The organism is Kitasatospora sp. NPDC002040 (assembly GCF_040296785.1).
Taxonomy (GTDB): Bacteria; Actinomycetota; Actinomycetes; order Streptomycetales; family Streptomycetaceae; genus Kitasatospora.
On record NZ_JBEOXV010000006.1, the window covers coordinates 238697 to 264822 of the forward strand.

Below are 26126 nucleotides of genomic sequence, written 5' to 3' on the forward strand. Positions count from 1 at the left end.
TCCGGTAAAAATGGAGCCATGATCTACCATCTCGCACCCCTGGACGACTGGCTGCGCGACCCCGGGCGGCCCTACACCGCCGCCTCGCTGCTCACCGACGGCTTCATCCACTGCTCGGCCGACGAGACGACCGCGCTCGCCGTCGCCAACGCCTTCTTCCAGGACACGCGGGACCCCCTGATGGCCCTGCTGATCGAGGAGAAGCTGGTCGAGCCCATGATCAAGTGGGAGGACGCCGACGGTGCACCCCCGCCCGGCGCCACCCCCGGCATCCGCTTCCCGCACATCTACGGCCGCCTCAACCGCACCGCCGTGCTCGGCCTGGAGAAACTCCAGCGCGACCCGGCCGGCCGCTGGTCCGCCCTGCTCCCCTGGAGCTGACCACCAGGGGAGCCGCCTGCTAGAGCCAGCCGCGTTCGCGGGCGGCCATGCCGGCCTGGAAGCGGGTGGTCGCGCCGAGCTCCCGCATCAGCGTCTGCAGCCGCCGCTGCGTGGTGCGGGCGCTCCACCCCAGCGACCGGGCGATCGACTCGTCGGTGAGCCCGGCCGCCAGCAGCCCGAGCAGCTTCCGCTGGTCGTCCTCGGGCCCGAGCCCGTCGTCGCCGTCACCGATCGCGGCCTGCAGCGGCACCGCCCGCTCCCACTCCGCCTCGAACAGTCCGTCCAGGGCCTGCAGCAGAGCCGACGGGTGGATCACGTACGCGGCGTCCAGCACCGCGTCGCCGACGCTGATCGGGATGATCGCCATCCGGTCGTCGGCCATCATCATCTTCATCGGCAGCACCGGTCTGACCCGGGCCTCCTCGCCGTCGGCGACGCCGATCAGGATCTCCTTCTCCAGCCGCCCGGGCCAGGCCACCGCCTCCTTGTCGAAGACCGTCCTGAACCGCACCCCCGCCCGCAGCTGCTGCCGCTGGCGCGGGAGGTTGGCCACCGGGTCCTGGATGTACGGCGGGCAGTCGAAGCCGCGCACCTGCTGCTGGGCGGTCTCGATCAGGTGCTCCAGCCGCTGGGCGATCGCCTCGCCACCGGTCAGCACCTCGACCGAGTGCGCCGGGTCGGTGAACCGGGAGGCCTCCCGGAACGCGTCCATCAGCCGGTGCATCTCGGCCCGGGCGCTGCGCAGCTGGGCCTCGCGGTGGCCGATCAGGGTGCCGATGGCGACGTCGGGGGCGACCGCGAGGTAGCGCTCCCGGTCCACCGGGGCGCGGGTGATCATGCCTTGGTCGGCCAACCGGTCGAGCGCGGCGTGGCCCTGTTGCAGCGTCAGGCCGCACTGGGTGGCGATCTCGTCCGCAGTCGACTGCGGTGCGATCACCAGGGCCGCGTAGACCTGTCCGTCCGGCCTTCCCAGGCCGAGCACCCCGAATGAGTCGAGCACCATGATTCCTTCCCCCATCGGCTCCCCCTCGCCACCACCCCTGGTGGCGCAGATCCGCCATTCGGCGCGCCGCTGTCCGTTGGCCATCCTCCGCCACGAGTCCCTGACCTGACAAGCCGTATGCGGCCAGGCTCACAGCAACTCCCGCCGAACGCCGGAGGGCCTCCCCGCCGCATGGCGGGGAGGCCCTCCGATCGGTCGGGACCCTACAGGCCGACCTCGTTCATCAGCTGACCGACCTCGGGGTTGGTCAGACGGCGCAGCCAGCCCGACTTCTGGTCCCCGAGCGCGATCGGACCGAAGTGGGTCCGGACCAGCTTCTCGACCGGGTAGCCGGCCTCGGAGAGCATCCGTCGCACGATGTGCTTGCGGCCCTCGTGCAGGGTGACCTCGACCAGGTAGTTCTTGCCGACGTTGGAGACCACCTTGAAGCTGTCGGCGCGGGCGTAGCCGTCCTCCAGCTCGATGCCCTTGGCCAGCACCTTGCCCAGATCGCGCGGGATCGGGCCCTGGATCGCGGCCAGGTACGTCTTGGTGACGCCGTACTTCGGGTGGGTCAGGCGGTGGGCCAGCTCACCGTGGTTGGTGAGCAGGATGATGCCCTCGGTCTCGGTGTCCAGCCGGCCCACGTGGAACAGCCGGGTCTCCCGGTTGGTCACGTAGTCGCCCAGGCACTGGCGGCCGTCCGGGTCCTCCATGGTGGAGACCACGCCGGAAGGCTTGTTCAGCGCGAAGAACAGGAACGACTGGGTGGCGACGGTCAGGCCGTCCACCTTGATCTCGTCCGTCTCCGGCTGGACCCGCTTGCCCTGCTCGGTCACCAGCTGGCCGTTGACCATCACCCGGCCCTGCTCGATCATCTCCTCGCAGGCCCGGCGGCTGCCCATGCCGGCCCGCGCCAGCACCTTCTGCAGGCGCTCGCCCTCGGCGTTGCCGCCCTTGACGCCCTGGCCCTGCTCGTGGCGGGCCAGCACCGCGTCCTCGATCTTGCCCTGGAGCTCACGGGTCCGCTGCGGCTGGCGCCGCGGGTCGCCCGGGGCGCCCTGGCCCTCCTTGCGGACCCGGGGGGCCTGGCTGGGCCGCCGGGACGCGGAGTCCCGGTTGGGGTACGCGTGCGGACCGCCGCCGAACTCGGGGCGGTCGTACTTGCGCTCCTCCGGGCGGAGCGGACGGTCCGGGTACTGGGGCCGGTCGTCCCGACGGTCGTCCCTGCGGTCGTCCCGCCGGTCGCCGCCACCACTGCGGCCGCCACCGAAGGAGCCGCCGCCACGGTTGTCCCGGCCGCCGTACGAGGAGCCGCCGCCGGAGCGACCGCCGCCGCCGCCGGAGCCGCCGCCGTACGAACCGCCACCGCTACGGCCGCCGCCGGACCCGCCGCCGTACGAGCCACCGCCCGAGCGGCCGCCACTGCTGCTGCCACCGCCGCCGTAGGAGCCGCCACCGGAGCGACCACCGCTGCTGCTGCCGCCGCCGTAGGAGCCGCCACCGGAGCGACCACCGCTGCTGCTGCCGCCGCCGTACGAGCCACCGCCGGAGCGACCGCCACTGCTGCTGCCACCGCCGCCGTACGAGCCGCCACCGGAGCGACCGCCGCCGCCGGAGCCGCCGCCGTACGACGAACCCCCGCCGCTACGGCCGCCGCCGCTGCCCCCGTACGACGAACCACCGCGAGGGGCGCCGCTCCGACCCCCGCCGCCCTGCCCGCCGCCTCGGCCCTGGCTCCCGCCACCGCCGCTGCTGTTCCTGCCGTTGCCACTGCTACGCATCAAAATGTCCGTACGTCGTTGTCCGTCTGGAAGTGCTCGTCGTGCCCGGCCGACCTCACTGCACTTCCCTGCCGTCCGCACGTGCGGCGGCGACCGCCTCCGCGATCATCGTGCCTTCGAGGGACTCCGCTTCCACGTCGTCGACCTCGGGCAGGAAGGGCGCCAGCTCCGGGAGTTCCTCCAGGCCGCGCAACCCCATCCGTTCCAGGAAGTAGTTCGTCGTCCGATACAGGATTGCACCTGTTTCCGGCTCGGAGCCGGTCTCTTCCACCAGTCCTCGCTGTACCAGGGTACGCATCACGCCGTCACAGTTCACACCACGGACCGCCGAGACCCGGCTGCGCGACACCGGCTGCCGGTATGCGACCACCGCCAGCGTCTCCAGCGCGGCCTGGGTGAGCCGGGCCTGCTGGCCGTCCAGGACGTACCGGTCGACGGCCGGCGCGCACTCGGCCCGGGTGTAGAAACGCCAGCCCCCGGCGACGAACCGCAGGTCGAAGCCCCGGCCCTGGGCGGTGTACTCGGCGGACAGCTCCCGCAGGGACGCGGCCACCTCGGCCGGCGGGCGCTCCAGCACGGCGGCCAGCCGCCGTTCGGCGACGGGTTCGTCGGCCAGCAGCAGAATTGCCTCCAGATCGGCCCGGAGCGAGGACACCGGGGCCTCGACGACCGGTTCGGCCGGTCCGGGCCCGGGCCCAGGCGGCTCGTGGCCGTCCTCCAGCGCCCCGTAGGCGGACTCCTGCCACTCCTCGGCCCGGGACTGCCCCGGGACGCCCAGCGAGCGCCTGGCGGGCCGTGACGGCTCCTCGGTCATGACGGCTCCTTCCCGATCGGCTCCGGCGGCCGGTCGAACTCGTCGGTCACCTCGACCCGGCGGTCGGCCTCGGCCACCCACCGGACGGTCAGCTCGCCCAGCGCCTCGGGCTGGTCGAAGTCCAGCACCCGCTCCCGGTACAGCTCCAGCAGGGCCAGGAACCGGGCCACCACCACCAGGGTGTCGCCCCCGGCGTCGGCCACCAGCCGCCCGAAGCCGGCCTCCCCCAGCTCGCGGAGCAGCTCGACCAGCAGGGCGGCCTGCTCCCGGACGCTGACCGGCGGGGCGTGGATGTGGTCGACGTAGACCACCGGCGCGGGCCTGGGCGCCATCGTCCGGGCGGCCAGCTGCGCGAACCGCTCCGGTCCGATGCTGATCACCACCTCGGGCAGCAGCGCCGCGTGCTGCGGCTCCAGGCCGACCGTCCGGGGGCGCTGCCGCAGCTCGGCCGCCCAGCGGTCCGCCAGCACGGCGGCCACCTGCTTGTACGCCCGGTACTGGAGCAGCCGGGCGAACAGCAGGTCGCGGGCCTCCAGCAGGGCGAGGTCCTCCTCGTCCTCCACCTCGGCGGCGGGCAGCAGCCGGGCCGCCTTGAGGTCGAGCAGGGTCGCGGCCACCACCAGGAAGTCGGTGGCCGCGTCCAGGTCCCAGTCGGGGCCCATCGCCCGGATGTACCCGACGAACTCGTCGGTGATCCGTGACAGCGCCAGCTCGGTGACGTCGAGCCGGTGCTTGGCGATCAGCCCGAGCAGCAGGTCGAACGGGCCCTCGAAGTTGTCCAGCCGCACCTGGAACGGATGCTCGGCCATCTACGGGTCCAGGGGCTCGGAGCTCTGCCCGACAGGCGGCTCCGCCGCCGGGGCGGGGCTGTCTGGCGTGCCGGTCAAAGGCGAAAGTACCTGACCAGCGGCGTCGGGATCACGTTCCCGGGGTCGGCGTCGCCCGGTGGCGGAGCCGCACACCGGCGGCGCCTCGAACCCCTGCTCGCCGCAGGACGGGTCAGCGACCGCGGAGACGGCGGACCAGGATGCTGGCCTCGCCGCGCTGCTCCAGGTCGGCCAGGACGACCGCGATCGCCTCCCGGACCACCCGGCCGCGGTCGACCGCGAGGCCGTGCTCGCCCCGGAGCACCAGGCGGGCGTGCTCCAGGTCCATCAGTTCCTCGGCGGAGACGTACACGGTGATCTTCTCGTCGTGCCGCTCCCGGCCGCTCGGGCGGCGCGGGGCCCGCCCCCGGGGGCGGGGCCGCCGGGCGGCCTCGCCCGCGGGCTCCTCGGTGCCGTGCTGACGCGGTGCCGCCGCGCCTTCGGCGACGGGCTGCGACTCGGGCCGGGCCTGCGGGACCTCCGCCGCCGGGCCGCCCTTCTCGGCGGTCCGGGCGGTCTCCGTGCGGGGTGCCTCGGGCCGGTTCAGGGAGGGCGACAGGGCCATCCCCCCGGTGGTCCGGAACAGCTCGTCGGCACCCGGGAGACTCACTCGGCGGGGCGGCACCGGTCGAGCACCTCCCTGGCGAGCTGACGGTAGGCGGCGGCACCGACCGAGTTGGTCGCGTACGTGGTGATCGGCTCGCCGGCCACGGTGGTCTCGGGGAACCTGACGGTCCGTCCGATCACGGTGTGGAAGACGTGCTCGCCGAAGGCCTCGACCACCCGGGCCAGCACCTCGCGGCTGTGCACGGTGCGCGAGTCGTACATGGTGGCCAGGATGCCGTCGAGCCGCAGGTCGGGGTTGAGCCGCTCGCAGACCTTCTCGATGGTCTCGGTGAGCAGCGCGACCCCGCGCAGGGCGAAGAACTCGCACTCCAGCGGGACGATGACGCTGTGCGCCGCCGTCAGGGCGTTGACCGTCAGCAGGCCGAGCGAGGGCTGGCAGTCGATGATGACGAAGTCGTAGTCCGGCAGCAGCGGCTTGAGCGCGCGGGCCAGTGCGGACTCGCGGGCGACCTCGCTGACCAGCTGGACCTCGGCGGCCGACAGGTCGATGTTCGAGGGCAGCAGGTCCATGCCGGGCACGGCGGTCTTCAGCAGCACCTCATCGGCCGTCAGACCCCGCTCCATCAGCAGGTTGTAGACCGTGACGTCGAGTTCCATCGGGTTGACGCCCAGGCCGACCGACAGCGCCCCCTGCGGGTCGAAGTCGACCAGCAGGACCCGGCGGCCGTACTCGGCCAGTGCGGCACCGAGGTTGATGGTCGACGTGGTCTTGCCCACGCCGCCCTTCTGGTTGCACATCGCGATGATCTGCGCGGGGCCGTGCTCGGCCAGCGGCGCGGGGATCGGGAAATAGGGCAGCGGGCGGCCGGTGGGGCCCACTCGTTCACGGCGCTGACGGGCTGCGTCAGGGGCGAGGGTCGCGGCGTACTCCGGGTCCGGTTCGTACTCGGCATCAGGGTCGTCGTAGGAACCGTACGCAAAGTCACCGTAGGCCAGGCCGTGTGACGGCAGGTCAGCCTCGCCGGTGGTGGTGGCCGGGGCGGTGTTCTGCCGTGCCTCGAAGGTACGGACCGCGACCGAGTGCTCCGCCAGTCCCGGCTGACCACCCCCGGGAGCAAATGTCGACTCATTCACAAGTCGTCTTACCTCCTTGGGCATCCAGGACTGTTGTCGATTCGTCAGCGTGGCAGCATGCCGACGGTTTGCGACTCTAGGCTGTCTGCGGCGTTCGCAGCAACACAATCCACGGTAGTGGGCCGGATGTGTCGGCCGTTGGACCGGTCACTGTCAAGGGTTGAGAGGCCGCACGACCCTAACGTTTCTGCGCCGGGTGACAGCGTGCGCATTAATTGACACGGTCACCCGACCATCCCACGAATGTCGACAATGACCGCTCGGCGGCGTCCGGGCAGACCGAAGCCCCCGGCCCGGGGGAGCGGGTCGGGGGCGTCCGGCGGTGCTGACGGAAGGTCAGGCGAGCACGCTCTCCAGCGAGACCGACGGCAGGCCGAAGGCCTCGGCCACGGCGCCGTAGGTGATCTGGCCCTCGTGCACGTTCAGGCCCTTGGCCAGCGCGGCGTCGCGGCGCAGCGCGTCCTTCCAGCCCCGGTTGGCCAGCTCGACCACGTACGGCAGGGTCGCGTTGGTCAGCGCGTAGGTGGAGGTGTTCGGCACCGCGCCCGGCATGTTGGCCACGCAGTAGAAGACCGAGTTGTGGACCGGGAAGGTCGGCTCGGCGTGCGTGGTGGCGCGGGAGTCCTCGAAGCAGCCGCCCTGGTCGATCGCGATGTCGACGAGCACGGAGCCCGGCTTCATCCGGGAGACCAGCTCGTTGGTAACGAGCTTCGGGGCCTTGGCGCCCGGGATCAGCACGGCGCCGATCACCAGGTCGGCCTCGAGCACGGCGCTCTCGAGCTCGTACGCGTTGGACATGATGGCCTTGATCTTCGTGCCGAAGATCTTGTCGGCCTCGCGCAGCTTGTTGATGTCGCGGTCCAGCAGGGTCACCTCGTAGCCCATGCCGATCGCGATGGTGGCCGCGTGCCAGCCGGAGACGCCGCCGCCGATGACCACGCACTTGGCCGCGTGGGTGCCGGGCACGCCACCCGGCAGGGTGCCGCGGCCGCCGGCCGGGCGCATCAGGTGGTACGAGCCGACCTGCGGGGCCAGCCGGCCCGCGACCTCGGACATCGGGGCGAGCAGCGGCAGGGCGCCGTTGCCGAGCTGCACGGTCTCGTACGCGATCGCGGTGGTGCCGGAGGCGACCAGCGCGTCGGTGCCGGCCCGGTCGGCCGCCAGGTGCAGGTACGTGAAGAGGGTCTGGCCCTTGCGCAGGCGGTGGTACTCCTGCGCGATCGGCTCCTTGACCTTCAGCAGCAGGTCGGCGGCGGCCCACACCTCGTCGGCCGTGGGGAGGATGGTGGCACCGGCGGCCACGTACTCCTCGTTGGGGATCGAGGAGCCGAGACCGGCGTTGTCCTCGATGACGACCTCGTGTCCGTTACGGACCAGCTCATGCACGCCGGCGGGCGTGATGGCCACGCGGTACTCGTGGTTCTTGACCTCGCGGGGGATGCCGACCTTCACGACTGAACACGTCCCTTTTGCCTCTGGGGCCCGGCCGGAGAACACCGGCGGGCAACGCGCACGTGGAGACCTCCGGAGACGCCGGGGCACGCTTCGCTACGCGACTAAGGTCGAGTGTAATGAAGCCCAGGTGATCCGTCAGCCTTCCAAACTGAATAAATCAGCTCGCCACATTGGCAGATTCGTAGGCTTGCATCCCACATGAGCTGGCAAACCGGTCGCAAAGTGACCTTCCGGACATTACTCCGAAGTCACCCGGGCCCGCTCGGCTTCGACCAGTGCCCGCAAGGCCTCCAGGGCGGCCGACACCGCCCGCAGGCCCCGCTCGTCGCCCAGTCGCCGCAGCACTGACAGCGCCGCCCGGTACTCGCGCTCGGCCTCCTCGAACCGGCGCTGGGCCAGATGCGCCTCGGCCGTCCGGGCCAGCAGCCTGGCCTCGGCCGGGTGGTCGCCCAGACTCTGGCGCAGTTCCAGGGCCCGGCCGTACCAGTCGGCGGCGCGCACCGGGTCCGCGAGCGCCCGACGGCTCTCCCCCACGCCCTCCAGGGCCCGGGCGCAGGCCACCTCGTCCTCCCCCGCCCGGCCCTGCTCCAGCGCGGCCCGGTAGCGCTCGGCGGCCACCTCCCAGCGGCCCGCCGCCGCCTGCAGGTCGCCCAGGTTGAGCAGGGCGGCAGCGGCCCGGCGCGGGTTCCCGCTCCGTTCGGCCACCTTGAGCACCAGCCCGTGCAGCTCGTACAGGTCCACCGGGGCGGCCACGCCGGTCAGCGGCAGCGCCCGCAGCAGGGCGGTCACCAGCCGGCCGGCCGAACCGTCCAGATCCGCCCGGCCGATCGCGTCCCCGACCGCGCCCAGCAGCTGGCCGCGCTGCTCGGTCAGCCAGAGCCGGGCCTGGGCCGCCGTCCGCAGCCGCAGCGGCCCGGGCAGCGGGTCCGGGCCGGGCCCGGCGGCCGGGTCGAGCAGCGCCCGGGCCGACTCCACCAGGCGCACCAGCCGCTCCAGCAGCCGGGCCCGCGCCAGCTCCACCTCGGACGGCCGGTCCAGTTCCTCGCGCAGTGCCAGCAGTCGGCCGTACAGCCGCCCCGGCACCCGGTAGCGGAGCGTCCCGTCGCCCGACTCCCCGTCCCGGTCCAGGAGTTCACGCTCCGTCAGCTTCTCCAGCAGTGCCCCCGCCTCCGGCGCCGGGCAGCCCACCAGGGCGGACGCGGTGCGCAGATCGGCCAGCTGCGCGGGGGCCAGCGTGAGCATCCGCAGCATCCGCGCCTCGGCCGGCGGCAGCGACCGGTGCAGCAGGGTGAACGCCGCACCGAGCGGGTCGCCGTCGGGCACCGGCACCGGCCCGTCGGTCGGCTTCGCGACCGGCTTCTCGGCCGGCTTGGCGACCGGCCCATCGGTCGGCTTGGCGGTCGGCTTCGCGACCGGCTTGGCGGCCGGTTCGGCCGCGCCCTTCTTCCGCTTCTTGGCCGGCTCCGGCGTCCGCGTCCCGACCGCCAGCGACAGCTCCCGGGCCGCGTCCGTCACCGCTGCCTTCGGGGCGGCCCGCAGCCAACCCGCCATCAGCCGCAGCGCGGTGGGGCGGGCGGCGCAGCTCTCGGCCAGATCGGCCGCACCGACCGGGTCGCAACTGATCCGGGTGCCGCCCACCAGCGCGCTCAGCAGCTCCACCGCCGCCGACTGGGACAGCCCGCCCAGGATGACCGGGTCGATCCCCTCGATCCCGGTCAGCGGCCCGGCCGTGGTGGCCACCACCAGCGCCCCGGGCGCGGCGGCCAGCAGCGGCCAGAGCTGCCCCGAGTCCCGGACGTCGTCCAGCACCAGCAGGACCCGGTGCCCCGCCACCGCCGCCCGCAGCGCCCCGCAGGCGGGGTCGTCCTCACCCTCCTCGTCGCCGGTCGGCAGCGCACCCGCCGCAGGCGCCCCCAGCTGCTCCAGCAGCCGCCGGGCCGCCGTCCCCGGCGCCACCCGCTCGCCGTCCGGCGCGGACAGCCGCGCGAACAGCACTCCATCGGGGTAGTCGGCCGCCACCGAGGCGGCGAACCGGAGCGCCAGCGTGGTCCGCCCCGACCCCGGCCGCCCCGCCACCACCAGCAGCGGACACCGGCCCGCCACCACTCGGCCCCGGGCCGCCGCCAGCGCCGCCAGCTCGGGCCCGCGCCCGACGAACAGGCCCGGCCCGTCCGGCAGTTGAGCCGGAACCGGGGCGGGCCGTGCGTCCATCGTCGCCGTCTTCCTCGCCACCTGCGCCACTCCCGACCGGTCAGCCGACGGCCCGCACGGAGCCCCGTCCGGGAAGCGTAGTTCGGCCCGGCACCCGCACGAGAGGTGACACCAGTACTACCAACCACCAAATCACCCGTGCGGAGGCAGCCGCCCGCCCGGCTGCGGTCCGGGGCCCGGAGCCGGTCCCTAGGCGAAGGGCCGGGCCGGCCAGGGCGAGTCCGCCGCCCGCAGCGTGTCCAGCCCGGCGGGCGAGGTCAGGGCCGCGTGCAGGGCCAGCGTCCCGGTGATCAGCGTCGGGTTGTGCAGTTCCCCGGTCAGCACCAGCTGCAGCAGCTCGGGCAGCGGCACCCGCGCCGTCTCGATCTCCAGCTCCTCCCCGTGCGCCTCGTACCGCTCCCCGTCGGCCGCCGACAGGTCGGTGGCCAGGAAGAGCCGCAGCGCCTCGTCCGTCCCGCCGGGCGAGGTGTAGAAGTCGACCAGCACCCGCCAGTCGCCCGCCTTGCAGTGCGCCTCCTCGAACAGCTCGCGCTGGGCCGCGTGCAGCGGGTTCTCCCCGGGCACGTCCAGCAGGCCGGCCGGGAGCTCCCAGAGCCGCTGCCGGACCGGGTGCCGGTACTGGCGCAGGATCAGCACCCGCTGCTGCTCGTCCAGCGCCAGCACCGAGACCGAGCCGGGGTGGGTCTGGTAGTCCCGCCGGGCGTAGCTGCCGTCGGGCATCAGCACCTCGTCCGTGCGGACCCCGGTGACCCTCCCCCGGAACGGCTCCGTACTCGACCGCACGGGCCACTCCTCCGCCTGGTCGCGGATCTGCCTCTGACCGTCCGTCATCTCGCACTCCCCTTTTCGTCAGTACGACACTAACCCACGCAGAACGGCGGCCGCGCGAAGAATCGCGCGACCGCCGTCCACCCGTCGGCAGAGAGTTACTCGCCGTCGGTCTTGATCTTGATGGCCGCCGCCACCAGACCCGCGAACAGCGGGTGCGGGCGGGTCGGACGGGACTTCAGCTCCGGGTGCGCCTGGGTGGCGACCAGGTAGGGGTGGACCTCGCGCGGGTACTCGACGTACTCGACCAGGTCGCCCTTCGGGGAGAGGCCGGAGAACTGCAGGCCGGTCTTCTCCAGGTCCGCGCGGTACGCGTTGTTGACCTCGTAGCGGTGGCGGTGGCGCTCGTCCACGTACTGCTCGCCGCCGTACACCTCGCGGACGATCGAGCCCTCGGCCAGCTTGGCCGGGTAGAGCCCGAGCCGCATGGTGCCGCCCAGGTCGCCCTTGCCGTCCACGATCGCCAGCTGCTCGGCCATGGTCGAGATGACCGGGTACTTGGCCGCCGCGTCGAACTCGGTCGAGTTGGCGTCCGGCAGGCCGGCCAGGTTGCGGGCGGCCTCGATGACCACGCACTGCAGGCCCAGGCACAGGCCCAGCAGCGGCACCTTGTTCTCGCGGGCGTAGGTGATCGCGGCCACCTTGCCGTCCACGCCGCGGTCGCCGAAGCCACCGGGGATGCAGATCGCGTCCACGTCGCCGAGCTGCTCCTGCGCCCCCTCGGGGGTCAGGCAGTCGTCCGAGGTGACCCACTTGATCTCGACCCGGGCGTTGTTGGCGAAACCGCCGGCCCGGAGCGCCTCGGTCACCGAGAGGTAGGCGTCGGGGAGGTCGATGTACTTGCCGACCAGCGCGACCTTCACGATGTGCTGGGGCTCGTGCACCCGGCGCAGCAGGTCGTCCCAGACGGTCCAGTCCACGTCCCGGAAGGCCAGGTCGAGCCGGCGGACCACGTACGCGTCCAGGCCCTCGGAGTGCAGCACCTTGGGGATGTCGTAGATCGACTTGGCGTCGATGGCCGCGACCACGGCCTCCTCGTCCACGTCGCACATCAGCGAGATCTTGCGCTTGATCGCCTGCGGCACCTCGCGGTCGGCGCGCAGCACGATGGCGTCCGGCTGGATGCCGATGTTGCGCAGGGCCGCGACCGAGTGCTGGGTCGGCTTGGTCTTCAGCTCGCCCGAGGGGCCGATGTACGGCAGCAGCGAGACGTGCACGAAGAAGACGTTGTCCCGGCCGACCTCGTGGCGGACCTGGCGGACCGCCTCCAGGAACGGCAGCGACTCGATGTCGCCGACGGTGCCGCCGACCTCGGTGATCACCACGTCGACGTCCTCGGTCGCCATCCGGCGGATCCGGGACTTGATCTCGTTGGTGATGTGCGGGATGACCTGGACGGTGTCGCCGAGGTACTCGCCGCGGCGCTCCTTGGCGATCACCGTGGAGTACACCTGGCCGGTGGTGACGTTCGCCGAACCGTGCAGGTTGGTGTCGAGGAAGCGCTCGTAGTGGCCGATGTCGAGGTCGGTCTCGGCGCCGTCGTCGGTGACGAAGACCTCACCGTGCTGGAACGGGTTCATGGTGCCCGGGTCCACGTTGAGGTACGGGTCGAGCTTCTGCATCGTCACACGCAGTCCGCGTGCCTTGAGCAGGGCACCGAGGCTGGAGGCGGTGAGGCCCTTGCCGAGCGAGGAGGCGACACCCCCGGTGACGAAGAGGTGCTTGGTCGTCACGGCGCGGCCGTTCGCTGCCTTGCCGGATTGGGGCTGTGCCAAGAGGGGGCTCCCGTGGGTCGCTGTCGAAGGTGACGCCGGTGGAGGGACCGCCGGGCGCCTGGCCGACGAGGAGTTCGCACTCGGCCGGTGAGCCTTTCGGCTGCTCCGGCGGGGTCGTCGGGGTCGGCGGCTCCGGGGCGAATGCCCACCAGTCCACGGGATACCAGGGTATCAGCGCGATGCCGTGCACGCGGTCGCGGGCGTCCCGGCGCGTCCGTCCGGCGTTCACCCGGCGTTGCCGGAACACCGTCCGGCCTGGCCCGGAAGGATCACTTCCACCTGGTTCGTACGGGTCAGGCGCCCTGCTCCGGTCGGGCCACTTTGGCGGCAATCGGTGTGACAGCGGCCGGACGGGGCGCTCTCCACGTGCCCCGCCCCGGGCCGCCGAAGTATTCTGCACGGACGCATCGCCGACAGACAGAGCACGCGGAGGGCGAGGGGGTCAGGACGACGCCTCTCGGTCCCCGATGCGCGACCGGACACCTCCCGTACCAGTTCACCCGTTCAGGCCAGGGGCCCACCACGGCCCCGCCCCGGTGGCCACCAGCCCCGCCCGCCAGGACGCCTCCGGCCCCGCAGCGACACCGTGTGCCCCGCCGTCGGTGGCCGCCGAGCACATATTGCGAACTGGAGAACCACGTGGCCGGCCGTATCGAGGACTACGCACTCATCGGGGACATGCAGACCGCCGCCCTGGTCAGCAGGGACGGGGCGGTCGACTGGATGTGCCTGCCCAGATTCGACTCCCCGGCCGTGTTCGCGGGCCTGCTGGGGACGGATGAACACGGGTTCTGGCGGATCGGCCCCGCCGAGGCGGTCCCCGACCAGGACACCCCGGCCGCCCCCCCGGCCCCCCGCTCGGCGTTCACCGACAGCGGCGAGATCCCGATCCCGCCCACCGCCGCCGCGCCCGCCGTGCCGGCCGACCGGCGCCGCTACCGGGGCGACTCGCTGATCCTGGAGCAGGAGTGGGACGCCCAGGGCGGCACCGTCCGGGTGATCGACTTCATGCCGCCCCGCCCGCTGGCCGGGCTGGACGCCGTCCCGCAGATGATCCGGATCGTCGAGGGCGTCTCCGGCCGGGTCCGGATGCGCTCGGCCCTGCGGATGCGGTTCAGCTACGGCCGGGTGGTGCCCTGGGTGCACCGGGTCGAGCAGCCCGACGGCGGCCACCGCACCGTCGCGGTGGCCGGGCCCGACTCGGTCTGGCTGGACGGCGCGGCCGAGACCTACGGCCGCGACCTGACCACGTACGCCGACTTCACCGTCGGTGCGGGCGAGCGGATCGCCTTCGCCCTCACCTGGCAGGCCAGCCACCTGCCCGCCCCCGCCGCTCCCGACGCCGAGACGGCGCTCACGGACACGGTGGACTTCTGGCGCGACTGGGTCGGCCAGTGCACCTACCAGGGCCCCTACCGGGAGCCGGTGGTCCGCTCGCTGATCACGCTCAAGGCGCTCACCTACGCGCCCACCGGCGGCATCGTCGCCGCCCCGACCACCTCGCTGCCCGAGGACATCGGCGGCGAGCGCAACTGGGACTACCGCTACACCTGGCTCCGGGACGCGGCAATCACCCTCTCCTCGCTGCTGCGCACCGGCTACCGCGAGGAGGCCAGGGCCTGGCGCGAGTGGCTGCTCCGCGCGGTGGCCGGCGACCCGGAGAACCTGCAGATCATGTACGGCATCGCGGGCGAGCGGGAGCTGACCGAGTCGGAGCTGGACTGGCTGCCCGGCTACGAGGGCTCGCAGCCCGTCCGGGTCGGCAACGGCGCGGCCGGCCAGCTCCAGCTGGACGTCTACGGCGAGGTGGTCGAGGCGCTGCACCTGGCCCACATGACCGGCCTGACCCGCAACGACCACGCCCACCTGCTCCAGCTCAAGCTGATCACCTACCTGGAGAAGCACTGGCGCGAGCCGGACGAGGGCATCTGGGAGGTCCGCGGCCCGCGCCGCCACTTCGTCCACTCCAAGGTGATGGCCTGGGTCGCGGTCGACCGCACCATCAAGCTGATCGAGCAGACCCCCGCCGAGGGCCCGCTGGAGCGCTGGAAGGCCCTGCGGGACGAGATCCACCGCGACGTCTGCGAGAAGGGCTACGACGCCGCGCGCAACACCTTCACCCAGTACTACGGCGGCCACGAGCTGGACGCCTCGCTGCTGCTGATCCCCCAGGTCGGCTTCCTGCCGCCGGACGACAAGCGGGTCATCGGCACCATCGAGGCGATCCAGCGGGAGCTCTCCACCGAGGACGGCTTCGTGCTCCGCTACCCCACCCACGACGAGGACGGCAACAACGTCGACGGGCTGTCCGGGCACGAGGGCGCCTTCCTGGCCTGCTCGTTCTGGCTCGCGGACGACCTGGCCATGATCGGCCGGGTGCAGGAGGCCAGAGAGCTGTTCGAGAAGCTGCTCTCACTGCGCAACGACGTCGGCCTGCTGGCCGAGGAGTGGGACTCCCGCACCCAGCGGCAGGTCGGCAACTTCCCGCAGGCGTTCAGCCACGTGCCGCTGATCGACACCGCGCTGCGCCTCACCGCCTGCGCGGGCGCCTACCTCTCGGCCCAGCCCGACGGCCGGGAGCGGGAGCAGGCGACCCTGTAGGCACCCCGTGCCCAGGTCAGGGGCCCGGTGCCGTCCCCCGGGCCCCTGACCGGGCAGCTCAGTCGGTGATCAGCGCGATCCGCCGGACCAGCTGCGCCACGGTGTCCGTGGGCGGCCAGGGGAAGTCCGTGAGGGCGGCGCGCAGCGTGACCTGGCCGTGCAGCGCCGTCCAGAGCGCGACCGCGTCGCCGAACGGGTCGGTGCTGGTCGAGCGCCCGGCCTCGACGCAGGCCTCCAGGCTCCGGACCAGGGCCATGAACGCGTCCCGCCCGGTCGGCCGGCTGCCCCCCTGGCAGGCCGGGACCTCGGTCGGGTGCGGGGTGGTGCTGAAGACGACCCGGTAGCAGGCCGGCTCCCTGGTGCCGAACTCCACGTACGCCGCGCAGCCCGCGAGCAGTGCGTCCACCGGGTCCGGCTCGGCCGCCTTCGCGGCCTCGGTCATCCGGTTCAGCCGGGCGAGGGCCTCCAGGACGACCGCCTCGACGATGGCTTCCCGGTCGGGGAAGTGGCCGTAGATGGAGGGTGCGGCGATGCCGACCTCCCGGGCCACCGCGCGCAGGGTGACCGCCTCCTTGGAGCCCTCGCGCTCGATCAGGCCGAGCGCCGCCCGGACGATCTCCTCGCGCAGCCGGGGCCCCTCACCGCGACGGTTCCGCGGCCGGGCCGCCGGCTCCTCGTGCTGCTCGGTGGCGGACGCCTGCTGCTCCATGAGAAGTGACTTTACACCTGTTAGGTCAGTGCGCTACCTTCCCGTCAACAGCTAACGGCCGTAAGGTTACGAGAGTTAGGACGCCTCGATGGGCACCCCGACCACGCTCGACCCGACCGCACCCGATCCGGACGCCGGCCACCCGCGCCGCTGGGCCACCCTGGCCGCCCTCTGCGCCTCGCTGGTGGTGGTCACCATCGACAACACGGTGCTCAACACCGCCCTGCCGGCGCTCGCCGGCGCCCTGCACGCCTCCACCGCCGACCTGCAGTGGATCAACAACGCCTACACCCTGGTGTTCGCCGCGATGCTGATCACGGCGGGCGGACTCGGTGCCAGGTTCGGCCAGCGCCGCTCGCTGATCACCGGGCTGACGGTCTTCGCGCTGGCCTCGGCGGTCGCCGCCAACGCCGACTCGGCGGACCAGCTGATCGCCCTGCGCGCGGTGATGGGGCTCGGCGCGGCCTTCGTGATGCCCGCCACGCTCTCCGTGATCGTGTCGCTGTTCGGGGAGCGGGAGCGGCCCAAGGCGATCGCGATCTGGTCCGCCACCGCCGGGCTCGGCATCGTGATCGGCCCGATCGCCGGCGGCCTGCTGCTCGAACACTTCTCCTGGGGCAGCGTCTTCTGGATCAACGTCCCGCTGGTCGCCGCCACCCTGGCCGCCGCCGTACTCCTGATCCCCGCCCTGCCGGGCCGCCGGACCGGCCGGCTCGACGTCCCCGGCCTGCTGCTCTCGGCCCTCGGCCTGGCCGCCCTGGTCGACGTGATCGTCCAGGGCCCGGAGCGCGGCTGGCTCTCCGCCACCTCCCTGACCGAGGCGGCGGTGGCGGCGGTGCTGCTGGCCGGGTTCGCCGCCTGGGAGCTGACGACCGCTCAGCCGATGGTCGACCTGCGGATGTTCGCCGTCCGCGCGGTGGCCGCCTCCGGCGCCACCCTCGCCGTCACCTTCTTCGCCCTGTTCGGCCTACTCTTCGTCTACACCCAGTACCTCCAACTGGTGCACGGCTACAGCCCGCTGAAGGCCGGGCTGGGCGCGCTCCCGTTCGCGCTGGCGATGGCCGCCACCGCCGCCACCAGCGACCGCAGCACCGCCCGGTTCGGCGCCCGCAGGGCGGTCGCCGGGGGGCTGGCCCTGATGGCGCTCGGACTCGCCGGGGTGTCCCTGGTGCGGGTGGACACCCCGTTCGCCCTGCTCTCGGTCGGGATGGCGGTGGTCGGCGCCGGGATGGGCCTGATCATGGCCCCCGCCAGCGCGGCGGCGGTGGCCGCGCTGCCCCGGGAGAAGGCGCCGATGGCCAGTGCCCTCAACGGCGTGGTCCGCGAACTCGGCGGCGTGCTGGGCATCGCCGTGGTCGGCACCGTGGTCTCCGCCGCCTACCGCGACCGGCTGCGCACCGCCCTGCCCGGCGTCCCGGCCCCCGCCGACGCCGACCTCCCGTCGGCCCACGCGGTCGCCGCCCACCTCGCTCCCGACCAGGCCGTCCGCCTGACCGATGCCGCCGACCACGCCTTCACCACCGCCATGCACAGCGGCACCTGGACCTGCGCCGCCATCGCCCTCGCGGGCGCCGTCGCCGCGCTCCTGCTCATGCAGCGCACCGCGTCCCGGCCGACCCCGGCCCGGGGCACGGCGGCGCCGGCCCCGGAAGCGGTCAACGTGCTTGCCGGGTAAGGCACTCCGCCACGGCTCAGGTGCGCTGGACCAGTTCGTCGTACGTACTGAGCACCTGGGCCACCGTGTCCGCCTCGTCCGGCCAGGTCTCGGACTGCTGCCGCCCCGCCTCCGCGAGCGCGCTGCGCCGGGCCGGGTCGGCCAGCAGCTCCCGGACCGCCGAGGCCAGCGCGGCCGGGTCGCCGTACGGGACCAGCAGGGCGGCCTCGCCGACCAGTTCGGGCACGCCGCCGACCGCCGTGGAGACGACCGGGACACCGGCCCGCATCGCCTCCTGGACCACCAGTGAGCGGGCCTCCCAGCGGCTGCTGACCACCACCAGGTCGGCCGCCGCGAGCAGGTCGGGCACGTCGGTGCGGTAGCCGAGCAGCTCGACCGGCAGCTTCTCCGCGGCGACCCGCTCCCGCAGTGCGTCCTCCTCCGGGCCCTCCCCGGCGACGACCACCAGCGGGTCGCTGTCGCCGAGCCCGTGCCGGACCGCGTCCAGCAGCAGGCCGAAGGACTTCTGCTGGACCAGCCGCCCGACCGCGAGCACCACCGGCCGCTCGGCGGAGCCGGCCAGCAGCGCGGCCCGCGCGGCCTCCCGGCCGAGGCCGCCGGCCGGCATCGGCGGGGCGGCGACCGGGCCGAGCCTGGCGTCAGTGGCGCCGAGTTCGCGGGCCCGGGCCACCAGGTCGGAGGAGGCGCCGAGCACCAGGTCGGCGGAGCGGGCCACCCGACGCTCCATCAGGCGCTGGAGCCGGCGGTCCAGCCCGGTGGCCAGCATCGCGTGATGGGACGTCACCACCAGCGGGGTCTCCGGGCGCAGACCGGGGAAGCGGCCGGCCGTACGCAGCGCCAGGTCGGCCAGCAGCCCGGCCCGCAGGCCGTGCGCGTGCACGATGTCGGCGCCGGTGAAGGCGCGGCGGAGCTCGCCGATCGCGGTGGCGTCGCTGCGGGCGCCCGAGGTGGGGGTGATGTCGACCAGGTGGAACCGGGCGCCGGTGCGGGAGAAGCCGAACAGCGCGTCCGTCCCGCCGGGGGCGCAGACGGTCACGGCCACGCCGTGCGCGACCAGGCCCAGGGCCAGCGACCGCACATGGGCGCCGACACCTCCGCTGGCGGCGGAGAGCACCAGCACCACGTGCAGCTGCCCCGGTTCGGTGCCTTGGCCGGCCCTGGTGGCGGAAGGGTCCACGTCGTCTCGCTCCGACTCGATCATGAACTGGTCAGTCAGTTTCCAGCCGCCACCATGCCAGGTCCGGCGCCCTCTTGGACAGTCGGCACCCCCTCGTGTCGGAGGTCCGACCGAACAGCGCGCCCACCGAGCGGTCAACCGAGCCGCGGGGCACGGGCCGCGGCGAGCAGTTCCTCCGCGTGCGCCCGGCCGAGCTCGGAGTCCTCCAGACCGGCCAGCATCCGCGAGAGTTCGCGTACCCGCTCCTCGTCCGAGAGCACCTTGACGCCGCTGCGGGTCACCGTGCCGTCGTGGGTCTTCTCCACCACCAGGTGCCGGTCGGCGAAGGCCGCCACCTGCGGGAGGTGGGTGACCACCACGACCTGGGCGGTCTCGGCGAGCTTGGCCAGCCGGCGGCCGATCTCGACCGCGGCCTTGCCGCCGACACCCGCGTCCACCTCGTCGAAGAGGTAGGTCGGCACCGGGTCGGCACCCGCGAAGACCACCTCGACGGCGAGCATCACCCGGGACAGCTCACCGCCCGAGGCGCCCTTGGCGATCGGCCGGGGCGAGGCGCCGGGGTGCGGGGCGAGCAGCACCTCGACCTCGTCCACGCCGTGCGAGCCGAACGCCACGGTGCGGCCGTCGAGTTCGAGCCCGGCCGGGTCGTCCGTCCGGGCCAGGTCGAAGGTCACCCGGGCGTGCGGCATGGCCAGCTCGGCGAGCTCGGCCGAGACCGCCTCGGCGAACCGGCCCGCCGCGGCCTGCCGGGCCGCCGAGACCTCGGCCGCCAGCCGGGTCAGCTCCTGACGGAGTGTCGCGTGCTGCTCCGTCAGCTGGTCGATCCGGTCGTCGTCGCCGTCCAGCTCGGCCAGCCTGGCCGAGCCGGCCTCGGCCCAGGCCAGCACCTCGGCCAGGGTGTTCTCCGGGCCGCCGTACTTGCGCAGCAGCTGCGCCAGCACCGAGCGGCGCTCCTCGACCGCGGCCAGCCGGACCGGGTCGGCGTCCAGGTCGTCGGCGTACCCGGCCAGGTCCTGGGCGACGTCGGCCAGCAGGTAGCCGACCTCGTTCAGCCGGTCGGCCAGCCCGGCCAGGCTCTCGTCGTACTGGCGGACGCCGTCCACCGCGCGGCGGGCCTGGGCCACCAGGGTGCCCGCGTCCACCGCCTCGGGGTCGCTCGGGTGCCCGGCCAGGGCGGCGTGCGCCAGGGTGGCGGCGGAGGAGAGCGCGTCGGCGTGGCCGAGCCGCTCGGCCTCGGCGGCCAGCTCGGCGTCCTCCCCGGCGACCGGCTCGGCGGCAGCGACCTCGTCCAGGCCGAACCGGAGCAGGTCGGCCTCCTGGGCCCGCTCCCGGGCCCGGGTGGTCAGCTCGTCCAGGGTCGCGGCGATCTCGCGCAGCGCCTTGTACACCTCCCGGTAGCGGGCCAGCGGCCCGGCCACGGCGGCGCCCGCGTACCGGTCCAGCGCACCGCGCTGGCGGGACGGCCGGAGCAGCCGCTGCTGGTCGGTCTGGCCGTGCACCGCCACCAGGTCCTCGCCCAGCTCGGCCAGCAGGCCGACCGGGACGGACCGGCCGCCGACGTGCGCGCGCGAGCGGCCCTCGGCGGAGACGGTGCGGCTCAGCAGCAGCGCGCCGTCGTCCAGCTCGGCCCCGGCCTCCACGGCCCGCTCCAGCACCGCGGAGCCGGGCGGCAGCGACAGCCGCCCCTCGACCACGGCCCGGTCCGCGCCGCGCCGCACCAGCGCCGGGTCGGCCCGGCCGCCCAGCAGCAGCCCGAGGCTGGTCACCACCATGGTCTTGCCCGCCCCGGTCTCACCGGTCACGGCGGTGAAGCCGGGTGCCAGTTCGACCACCGCGTCGTCGATGACGCCAAGATCCCGTATCCGCATCTCGTCCAACACGGTGACGACCTTACGAGGTTCCGGGACCGCCGCGCGACGAGCAGCGGCTCCGGCCGGGCAAGTTCATCCCTTTCGGGCGCTGCGCGAGCTATGTCACCGGCGCTGTCGGAGGGTGCTGCTAGGAGCCCTCCGGGACGGTGAACCGGCGCAGGAAGAACTGGGCCAGCGGCCCGATCGCCAGCGCGTACGCGACCGTGCCGACGCCCACGGTGCCGCCGAGCAGGACGCCCACGGCCAGCACGGTCAGCTCGATGCCGGTGCGGATCAGGCGGACCGAGCGGCCGGTGCGGCGGTGCAGGCCGGTCATCAGGCCGTCCCGGGGGCCGGGGCCGAGCCGGGCGCCGATGTAGAGGCCGGTGGCCAGGCCGTTGAGCACGATGCCGGTCGCCAGCAGGGCGATCCGGGCCGGCCAGTTCCCGGGCGTGTCCAGCACGCCGAGGGTGAGGTCCATCGCCACCCCGAGGATCAGCACGTTGCCGACCGTGCCGATGCCGGGGACCTGGCGGAGCGGGATCCAGAGCAGCAGCACCAGCGCGCCGATGATGGTGACCCAGCTGCCGATGCTGAGGCCGAAGTGGTGCACCATGCCCTGGTTCAGCACGTCCCAGGGGTTGACGCCCAGGCCGGCCCGGACCATCAGGCCCAGGCTGGTGCCGTAGAGCCAGAGGCCGAGCAGGAGCTGCGGCAGACGGCGGGCGAGCCGGCCGGAGCTCCAGGCGCCCCGGTCGGCCCGGTTGGCCCGGTTGGCCCGGGGAACGGGAACGGGAGCGGGGACAGGGCCGGAGAGGGTGGCCATCGGGTGGCTCCTTCGGACGGTGCGGCGGGGGTGCCCGGTGGGCCGGGCCGGAGCCGGGCCACGTCTTGAGTCACCGCGACTTTCCCCTGGTCCGCGCCTTCCGTGCGCGGGGCCGGGAAGGCCGAAGCTCCGGTCCGGTCCGCCGGACACCCCTGGCGGCCCGATGGCCGCACTGCCATCATGGGGAGTCCACCTGGAGACTCTCCAGGGCCAATTCCTCTCAACTGGACTGATTCAGATGGCCGAGTGGCAGAGCACCGTGACCCCGCCCGCACTGGCCCGCCTGCTGCGCGGCGCCCGGCTGCCCGAGAGCCCCGGCCACCGCCCCGCCTACCGGACGCTGGCCGGGCAGGTCCGCCTGCTGGTCTCCGAGGGCCGCCTGCCGGTCGGCGCCCGGCTGCCCGCCGAACGCGAGCTGGCCCAGGTGCTGGAGCTCAGCCGCACCACGGTGGCCACCGCGTACGAGGCGCTGCGCACCGAGGGGTACCTGCGCAGCCGGCGCGGCTCCGGCAGCTGGACCACCCTGCCCGAGGGCAGCCGCCCGCCCAGCGACGCCCTGCACCCGGTGCCGCCGGACGAGCGCGACCGCACCCTCGACCTGGGCGTGGCCGCCCTGCCCGCCCCACAGCCCTGGCTCGGGCAGGCCGCCGCCCGCGCGGTCGAGCAGCTGCCCGCGTACGCCGCCGGGCACGGCAACTTCCCCACCGGCGTGCCCGTCCTGCGGGAGGCGATCGCCCGCCGCTACACCGAGCGCGGGCTGCCCAGCACACCCGACCAGATCCTGGTCACCACCGGCGCGATGGCCGCGCTCCAGCTGGTCCAGCGGGCCCTGCTGGGCCGGGGCGACCGGGTCGCGGTCGAGGCGCCCAGCTACGCCCACACCCTGCAGGCGCTGCGCCGGGCCGAGACCCGCCTGGTCCCCGTCCCGTACGCCGGGCCGCGCTGGGACCTGCCCGAGTGGCAGCGGGTGCTGCGCGGCGCGGCCCCCCGAGTCGCGTACGTGATCCCCGACTTCCACAACCCCACCGGCGCGCTGGTCGACGAGGAGCAGCGCCGGGCCCTGCTGGCCGCCGCCAGGGCCGCCGGCACCACCGTGGTGGTGGACGAGACCCCGGCCGAACTCGACTGGGGCCTGGGCGACTTGACCATGCCCCGACCGACCGCCGCGCTCGACCGGGCCGCCCAGGTGGTCACCGTCGGCTCCGCCAGCAAGCTGCTCTGGGGCGGCCTGCGGATCGGCTGGGTCCGCGCGAACGCCGCGCTGGTACGGCAGTTGGCGACCGACCGGGCCTTCACCGACATCGGCAGCCCGGTGCTCGACCAGCTGATCGCCGCCGAGATGATCACCGAACACCTGGTCGAGATCAGGGCCGACCGGCACGCCCGGCTGCGGGCCAGCGCCGAGGGCATCGCGGCCGCCCTGCGCGAACAGCTCCCGCACTGGCAAGTCACCCTGCCGCCAGGCGGGTTGGCCCTCTGGGTGACCACCGGCGGCCTGTCCGGCAGCGCCCTCGCCCAGGCCGGCGAACAGACCGGGGTACGGATCGCGGCCGGGTCGCGGTTCGGCGTCGACGGCGCGTTCGAGCACCACCTCCGGATCCCGCTCACCGTGCCCGGACCGGCCGCCGCCGAAGCCGTCGCCCGCCTGGCCGACACCGCCGAACTCGCCGCCACCGGCCGCTGGAACGGACTCGACACCGCACTGCCGCTGGCGGTCTGACCCCCGGCCGCCGACCACCGCCCGCAGTCGGTCAGCAGCCGCCGCGCCCCCGCCAACCGGTCACCGGCAGCGCGAACTTCGCCACCAGCCGGTCGGTGAACGGCGCCCGGTGCAGCCTGGCCAGCCGCACCGGCGTACGGCCCCGGCGGACCTCCACCCGCGCCCCGGCCGGGAGTTCGACCGAACGGCGGCCGTCGCACCAGAGCACCCCGTGCGGGGTCCTCGGCTGCACCTCCACCGCCAGCACCGAATCCGGCGAGGTCACCAGCGGCCGGGCGAACAGCGCGTGCGCGCTGATCGGCACCATCAGCAGCGCCTCCACCTCCGGCCACACCACCGGGCCACCGCCCGAGAAGGCATACGCCGTCGACCCGGTCGGGGTCGAGAGCACCACCCCGTCGCAGCCGAAGGTGGAGACCGGCCGGCCGTCCACCTCGGTCACCACCTCCAGCATCCGTTCCCGGGACGCCTTCTCGATCGACGCCTCGTTCAGCGCCCACCCCTCGTACAGCACGTCGCCGTTGGTCCGCACCAGCACGTCGAGGGTCATCCGGTCCTCGATCTCGTAGTCGGCGTCCACCACCCGATCGACCACCACCGCCAGATCGTCCCGCTCCGCCTCCGCCAGGAAGCCCACCCGGCCCAGGTTGATGCCCAGCATCGGCAGCCCCGACTCCCGGGCCAGCTCCGCCCCCCGCAGCAGCGTGCCGTCACCGCCCGCGACCAGGATCAGCTCGCAGCCGTCCGCCGCGCCGTGCCCCCCGGGCACCCGCTCGACCCCGTCCGGCAGGTCCAGGCCCTCCGCCTCGGCCGCCAGCAGCCGGATTCTGATCCCGGCCTTCAACAGGCCCTGCACCAGCGCCTCGACGCTGCGCAGCGCGGCCTCCCGACCCGTGTGTGCGATCAGGAAGACCGTGCGTTCCTCGCTCATGCTGCTGCCCTCTCCCTACGCCTGCCGGGTCGCCGTTGCCCCGGGTACGACCGCCGCGCTCACGACGACCGGACGCCTGCGTCGCACCCTATCGGGGGCCCTCCGCGACCGCCCGGTCCGCCTCCGCCGGATCCAGCTGCGGAGCGTCCTGGCGCAGCCAGAGGAAGTACTCCACGTTGCCCGACGGTCCGGGCAGCGGGCTGGCGGTCACCGCCCGCACCCCCAGCCCCAACGCCCAGGCCCGGTCCGCCACCTGACGGACCATCTCCGCCCGCAGCTCCGGGCTGCGCACCACTCCACCGCTGCCGAGCCGCTCCTTGCCGATCTCGAACTGCGGCTTGACCATCATCACCAGGTCCGCGTCCTCGGCACAGCACCCCGCCAGCGCGGGCAGCACCAGGCCGAGCGAGATGAACGACAGGTCCCCCACCACCAGGCCGACCGGCTCGCCGCCGATCTGCTCCAGCGTCAGCTCCCGGACGTTGGTCCGGTCCATCACGGTCACCCGGTCGTCGCTCTGCAGCGACCACGCCAGCTGGCCGTACCCGACGTCCACCGCCAGCACGTGCGCGACGCCCGAGCGCAGCAGCACGTCCGTGAAACCGCCCGTCGAGGCGCCCGCGTCCAGCGCCCGGCGGCCCTCGACCACCAGCCCCTCGGGCAGGAACGCCGCCAGCGCACCGGCCAGCTTGTGCCCGCCCCGCGAGACGTAGTCCGGGTCGTTCTCGTCCGCTGCCACCACCACGGCCGCCGCCGTCTCCACCTGGGTGGCCGGCTTGGTCGCGGTGGTGCCGCCGACGGTCACCCGGCCCGCCGCGATCAGCTCGCTCGCGTGCTCACGCGAACGGGCCAGGTTGCGGCGGACCAGCTCCGCGTCGAGTCGGCGTCGTGCCACTGCCACTGGGGTTCCATCTCCTGCTACTGATCGAGAGCCGCGAGCGTGTCCGCAAGCCGCTGGTGTACATCTTCGTACACCGCCACGTGCCCGCCGGTCTCCACCCCGTCCAGCTCGCCCAGGCGGGCCAGCACCGCGTCCACCTCGGGGCGGCCGGTGGGGGTGAAGCCGTCCTCGCCGAGGTCAGTCATCGGCGGGCTTCCTCGGCGCGGCCTTCTTGGTCGCCGTCTTCTTGGCCGCGGTCTTCTTGGCTGCGGTCTTCTTGGCTGCGGTCGTCCTGACCGTCGTCGTCTTGGCTGCGGTCGTCTTCTTCACGGCCGCCTTCTTCACCGGGGCCTTGTCGGCAGCGGCGGTCTTCTTCGCGGTCGCGGTCTTCTTGACCACCGCGGCCTTCTTCACCGCCGCGCGCTTCACCGCAGGTGCGGCCGGCGCCGGGGTCTCCGCCCAGCCGTCGGCCTCCGCCCAGTCGTCCGGCTCGGGCTCGGGCTCGGTCGGACGGACCTCGTCCTCCCAGCCGGCGTCGAACAGGCCGCCAGCCCGGGCCTCCTGAGGCGGCGCCGGCACCGGCTCCTCCTCCACCTCACGGAGCTTGCTCTCCAGGTAGCCGAGCACCACGCCGACCTTCACCACCTGGTCGCCGACCAGCTCGAAGACCTTCTCGACCTCGCTCCGGGCCACCCCGACCGCCAGGTCGACCCCGGCCCGGCCGGCCGTCACGGCCTCCCCGGCCAGCGTCTGCAAGGTCTTCGCCGACGGCGGGAACTGCTCCAGCCCCGCCACGTTCACCCCCGACCGCTCCAGCAGCCCGGCCACCCGCTTGCCGGCCTCCTCGGCGACCTCGGTGGCCACCACGACCACCCCGCGCACCGCGTCCCGCAGCATCTCGGCCTACCTCCTCCGTGCCGTCCACGAAATCCCTCGCCCACGACGCTACCGCCTCGGCCA

22 protein-coding genes are annotated in these 26126 nt (G+C 73.8%); 4 read left to right on the plus strand and 18 right to left on the minus strand.

Translation table 11 applies throughout. The annotated features are described in order from the left end of the window. Positions 1 to 18: 18 nt before the first annotated feature. Complete coding sequence (locus ABT118_RS18110; protein WP_350669559.1) at positions 19 to 381, plus strand: DUF952 domain-containing protein; 363 nt, start codon at positions 19 to 21, stop codon at positions 379 to 381. A 19-nt stretch (positions 382 to 400) separates the two neighbouring features. On the opposite strand, the gene ABT118_RS18115 is transcribed toward ABT118_RS18110, so the two are convergent. From ABT118_RS18115 to pyrG, 10 genes are all read right to left on the minus strand, one after another. Further along, positions 401 to 1384: a helix-turn-helix domain-containing protein gene (locus ABT118_RS18115; RefSeq protein WP_350669563.1), complete on the minus strand. Its 984-nt coding sequence runs from the start codon at positions 1382 to 1384 to the stop codon at positions 401 to 403. 203 nt (positions 1385 to 1587) lie between these two features. Then, positions 1588 to 3147 carry a pseudouridine synthase gene (locus tag ABT118_RS18120; RefSeq protein ID WP_350669566.1) on the minus strand — a complete coding sequence of 520 codons (1560 nt, stop codon included), beginning with the start codon at positions 3145 to 3147 and terminating at the stop codon, positions 1588 to 1590. A gap of 55 nt (positions 3148 to 3202) precedes the next feature. Further along, positions 3203 to 3961: an SMC-Scp complex subunit ScpB gene (scpB, locus tag ABT118_RS18125; protein WP_350669569.1), complete on the minus strand. Its 759-nt coding sequence runs from the start codon at positions 3959 to 3961 to the stop codon at positions 3203 to 3205. Next, a complete protein-coding gene (locus tag ABT118_RS18130; RefSeq protein ID WP_350669574.1) occupies positions 3958 to 4770 on the minus strand; it encodes a segregation and condensation protein A in 813 nt (270 codons plus the stop codon). Before ABT118_RS18130 ends, scpB begins: the two co-directional genes overlap by 4 nt. A 190-nt stretch (positions 4771 to 4960) precedes the next feature. Further along, complete coding sequence (locus ABT118_RS18135; protein WP_502884578.1) at positions 4961 to 5437, minus strand: hypothetical protein; 477 nt, start codon at positions 5435 to 5437, stop codon at positions 4961 to 4963. Further along, on the minus strand, positions 5434 to 6528 hold the full coding sequence (locus ABT118_RS18140) for a ParA family protein (protein WP_350669583.1): 1095 nt from the start codon (positions 6526 to 6528) through the stop codon (positions 5434 to 5436). The genes ABT118_RS18135 and ABT118_RS18140 overlap by 4 nt, the downstream gene beginning before the upstream one ends. 336 nt (positions 6529 to 6864) lie before the next feature. Continuing rightward, positions 6865 to 7980 carry an alanine dehydrogenase gene (ald, locus tag ABT118_RS18145; protein ID WP_350669589.1) on the minus strand — a complete coding sequence of 372 codons (1116 nt, stop codon included), beginning with the start codon at positions 7978 to 7980 and terminating at the stop codon, positions 6865 to 6867. A gap of 240 nt (positions 7981 to 8220) precedes the next feature. Continuing rightward, positions 8221 to 10194, minus strand: a complete 1974-nt coding sequence (locus tag ABT118_RS18150) for a tetratricopeptide repeat protein (protein ID WP_350669593.1) — start codon at positions 10192 to 10194, stop codon at positions 8221 to 8223. A gap of 189 nt (positions 10195 to 10383) precedes the next feature. Then, a complete protein-coding gene (locus tag ABT118_RS18155) occupies positions 10384 to 11025 on the minus strand; it encodes an NUDIX domain-containing protein (protein ID WP_350669597.1) in 642 nt (213 codons plus the stop codon). Between the two features lie 95 nt (positions 11026 to 11120). Beyond that, positions 11121 to 12755, minus strand: a complete 1635-nt coding sequence (gene pyrG / locus ABT118_RS18160) for a CTP synthase (protein ID WP_350669600.1) — start codon at positions 12753 to 12755, stop codon at positions 11121 to 11123. 681 nt (positions 12756 to 13436) lie between these two features. Between pyrG and ABT118_RS18165 the strand changes: the two genes are divergently transcribed. Then, complete coding sequence (locus ABT118_RS18165) at positions 13437 to 15398, plus strand: glycoside hydrolase family 15 protein (RefSeq protein WP_350669603.1); 1962 nt, start codon at positions 13437 to 13439, stop codon at positions 15396 to 15398. 58 nt (positions 15399 to 15456) lie between these two features. Here ABT118_RS18165 and ABT118_RS18170 read toward each other — a convergent pair whose 3' ends face one another. Beyond that, positions 15457 to 16107, minus strand: a complete 651-nt coding sequence (locus ABT118_RS18170; RefSeq protein WP_350669606.1) for a TetR/AcrR family transcriptional regulator — start codon at positions 16105 to 16107, stop codon at positions 15457 to 15459. Positions 16108 to 16195: 88 nt separating this feature from the next. Here ABT118_RS18170 and ABT118_RS18175 point away from each other — a divergent pair, with 88 nt between their 5' ends. Beyond that, positions 16196 to 17782, plus strand: a complete 1587-nt coding sequence (locus ABT118_RS18175) for an MFS transporter (protein ID WP_350669610.1) — start codon at positions 16196 to 16198, stop codon at positions 17780 to 17782. Positions 17783 to 17798: 16 nt separating this feature from the next. On the opposite strand, the gene ABT118_RS18180 is transcribed toward ABT118_RS18175, so the two are convergent. From ABT118_RS18180 to yczE, 3 genes are all read right to left on the minus strand, one after another. Then, positions 17799 to 18959, minus strand: coding sequence for a glycosyltransferase family 4 protein (locus tag ABT118_RS18180; RefSeq protein ID WP_350669614.1), 1161 nt, complete (start codon positions 18957 to 18959; stop codon positions 17799 to 17801). Positions 18960 to 19093: 134 nt separating this feature from the next. Continuing rightward, positions 19094 to 20827, minus strand: coding sequence for a DNA repair protein RecN (gene recN / locus ABT118_RS18185; RefSeq protein WP_350669687.1), 1734 nt, complete (start codon positions 20825 to 20827; stop codon positions 19094 to 19096). A gap of 130 nt (positions 20828 to 20957) precedes the next feature. After that, positions 20958 to 21635 carry a membrane protein YczE gene (gene yczE / locus ABT118_RS18190; RefSeq protein ID WP_350669616.1) on the minus strand — a complete coding sequence of 226 codons (678 nt, stop codon included), beginning with the start codon at positions 21633 to 21635 and terminating at the stop codon, positions 20958 to 20960. Between the two features lie 238 nt (positions 21636 to 21873). On the opposite strand from yczE, the gene yczR reads away from it, so the two are divergent. Then, positions 21874 to 23355 carry a MocR-like transcription factor YczR gene (gene yczR, locus ABT118_RS18195; RefSeq protein ID WP_350669619.1) on the plus strand — a complete coding sequence of 494 codons (1482 nt, stop codon included), beginning with the start codon at positions 21874 to 21876 and terminating at the stop codon, positions 23353 to 23355. Positions 23356 to 23386: 31 nt separating this feature from the next. On the opposite strand, the gene ABT118_RS18200 is transcribed toward yczR, so the two are convergent. From ABT118_RS18200 to ABT118_RS18215, 4 genes are all read right to left on the minus strand, one after another. Continuing rightward, positions 23387 to 24286, minus strand: coding sequence for an NAD kinase (locus tag ABT118_RS18200; RefSeq protein WP_350669625.1), 900 nt, complete (start codon positions 24284 to 24286; stop codon positions 23387 to 23389). An 88-nt stretch (positions 24287 to 24374) separates the two neighbouring features. Beyond that, on the minus strand, positions 24375 to 25181 hold the full coding sequence (locus tag ABT118_RS18205; RefSeq protein WP_350669691.1) for a TlyA family RNA methyltransferase: 807 nt from the start codon (positions 25179 to 25181) through the stop codon (positions 24375 to 24377). A gap of 23 nt (positions 25182 to 25204) precedes the next feature. Continuing rightward, entirely contained in the window at positions 25205 to 25372 is a 168-nt protein-coding gene (locus ABT118_RS18210) for a hypothetical protein (RefSeq protein ID WP_350669628.1), read from the minus strand. Next, positions 25365 to 26063: a hypothetical protein gene (locus ABT118_RS18215; RefSeq protein WP_350669630.1), complete on the minus strand. Its 699-nt coding sequence runs from the start codon at positions 26061 to 26063 to the stop codon at positions 25365 to 25367. The genes ABT118_RS18210 and ABT118_RS18215 overlap by 8 nt, the downstream gene beginning before the upstream one ends. Positions 26064 to 26126: the final 63 nt, after the last annotated feature.